The organism is Variovorax sp. P1_H12_2, assembly GCF_056405335.1.
The window spans coordinates 1-2,062 of record NZ_JBFUCI010000662.1 but is presented as its reverse complement, the minus strand read 5'-3'; the positions used below and the strand labels follow the sequence as shown (position 1 = coordinate 2,062).

At 68.0% G+C, this 2,062-nt stretch carries 3 protein-coding genes; all 3 read right to left on the bottom strand.

The window, feature by feature from the left end; translation table 11 throughout:
- Window positions 1–376, bottom strand: a 376-nt coding sequence (locus AC1D2K_RS33895) for a 2,3,4,5-tetrahydropyridine-2,6-dicarboxylate N-succinyltransferase (RefSeq protein WP_478094723.1), incomplete at its 3' end; no start/stop codon positions are given.
- Window positions 377–384: 8 nt separating this feature from the next.
- Window positions 385–1,584 carry a succinyldiaminopimelate transaminase gene (dapC, locus tag AC1D2K_RS33890; protein WP_478094721.1) on the bottom strand — a complete coding sequence of 400 codons (1,200 nt, stop codon included), beginning with the start codon at window positions 1,582–1,584 and terminating at the stop codon, window positions 385–387.
- A 119-nt stretch (window positions 1,585–1,703) separates the two neighbouring features.
- Window positions 1,704–2,062: GNAT family N-acetyltransferase (locus AC1D2K_RS33885; protein ID WP_478094719.1), on the bottom strand; the 359-nt coding region annotated here is incomplete at its 5' end.

The window sequence follows — 2,062 nt, the reverse complement described above, 5'->3', positions numbered from 1 at the left end:
TCAGGATCGCGCCCTTGGCGATGTAGCTGCCGCGGCGGGCCACGGCCGGCGGCACGATGCGCACGCCGGCTTCCTTGAGTTCGGCGGCCGACAGGTGCGAGAACTTGGTCGGCACCTTGTCGTAGAAGCCCAGCGCGCCGGCCTGGATCTGCTCGTTGTCCTTGAGGCGGAACGACAGCAGCACGGCCTTCTTGATCCACTGGTGCACGGTCCATTGGCCCACGCTCTCGCGGGTGGCGACGCGAAGCTTGCCGTTGTTGAGCTCGGCGATCACGTGATCGACGGCGTCGCGGACTTCCTTGGACGCGCTGGTGGCCGAGATGTTGGCGCGGTCTTCCCACGCGGCGTCGATGGTCTGCTGGAGTTGTTGGGTCATGGAAAAGCTCAGTTCTGGATGAAGTTCACGATGCGGTGCGCGGCCTCGGTGCATTCGGCGGTGTCGGCGACCAGCGCCATGCGGATGCGCCCGCGGCCCGGATTGGCGCCGGCCACGTCGCGGGCGAGATAGCTGCCGGGCAGCACCGTCACATTGTATTGAGCGTAGAGAGCCCGGGCGAAGCCGGGGTCGTCGCCCTGCCACGAGGGCGGCACGCCGGCCCAGAGGTAAAAGCTGGCGTCGGGCAGCCGGACGTCGAGCACCGGCTCGAGCAGCGGCGTCGCGGCGGCGAACTTGGTGCGGTACCGGGCCCGGTTGTCGACCACGTGGAGTTCGTCGTCCCAGGCCGCGATGCTGGCCGCGGCCACCGTGCCGCTCATCGCGCTGCCATGGTAGGTGCGGTAGAGCAGGAAGGACTTGATGATCGCGGCGTCGCCGGCCACGAAGCCGCTGCGCAGGCCCGGCACGTTGCTGCGCTTGGACAGCGAGGTCAGGGCGATCAGGTTGCGAAAATCGCTGCGGCCGAGCTTGGCCGCAGCCTCCAGACCGCCGAGCGGCGGTTCGTCGCGGAAGTAGATTTCGCTGTAGCACTCGTCGGCGGCGATCACGAAGCCGTGCTTGTCCGACAGCGCGAAGAGCTTTTCCCATTCGCCGATCGGCATCACGGCGCCGGTCGGATTGCCCGGCGWGCAGACGAACACGAACTGGGTACGTTTCCAGACGTCCTCTGGCACGCTGTCCCAGGCGACCGCGAAGTTGCGCTCGGGCACGCTGGGCACGTAGTACGGCTCGGCGCCCGCCAGCAAGGCCGCGCCTTCGTAGATTTGATAGAACGGATTCGGCGACAGCACCACCGGGGCCGGCGTCCGGCTGGCGTCGATCACGGTCTGGGCCAGCGCGAACAGGGCCTCGCGCGAGCCGTTGACCGGCAGCACCTGGGTGGCGGCGTCGAGCGCCAGGCCGTAGCGCCGCTGCAGCCAGCCCGTGAAGGACTGGCGCAGGGTCAGATCGCCGGCGGTGGCCGGATAGACCGCGAGTGCGTCCATGCCGGCGGCGAGGGCGTCCTTGATGAAGGCCGGCGTCGGGTGCTTGGGCTCGCCGATGCCGAGGCTGATCGGCGCGAAATCAGGGTTCGGGGTGATCCCGGCGAACAGTTGTCGCAGCCGCTCGAAGGGATAGGGCTGCAGTTTGGCGAGCAGGGGGTTCATGTGCCCGAATTATCAGGGAGCGCAGCCAATGCGGCATGAAACCCGACGCAACCCTTTCGGGGAAATACCGCGGAACCGGCTTTGCCGGGCCGCTGGTGTCGCCCCCGGCAGGGGGGCGCTCAAAGCCTTTTGACCAGGACCTGGCTCTTGCGATCCCAGTTGTACTTGCGCTTGCGGGCCTCGGGCAGCCAGTCGGGGTTGACCTGCTGGAAACCGCGCTTGAGGAACCAGTGCATGGTGCGGGTGGTCAGCACGAAGATGCTTTCCAGGCCCGAGGCCTTGGCACGCTGCTCGACGCGCTTGAGGATCCGCTCGCCGTCGCCCTGGGCCTGCGAGTGCGGCGACACGGTCAGCGCGGCCATCTCGGCGGTCTTCGCCTCGGGGTACGGATACAGCGCCGCGCAGCCGAAGATCACGCCGTCGTGCTCGATCACGGTGTACTGGTCGATGTCGCGCTCGATCTCGGTGCGGCTGCGCT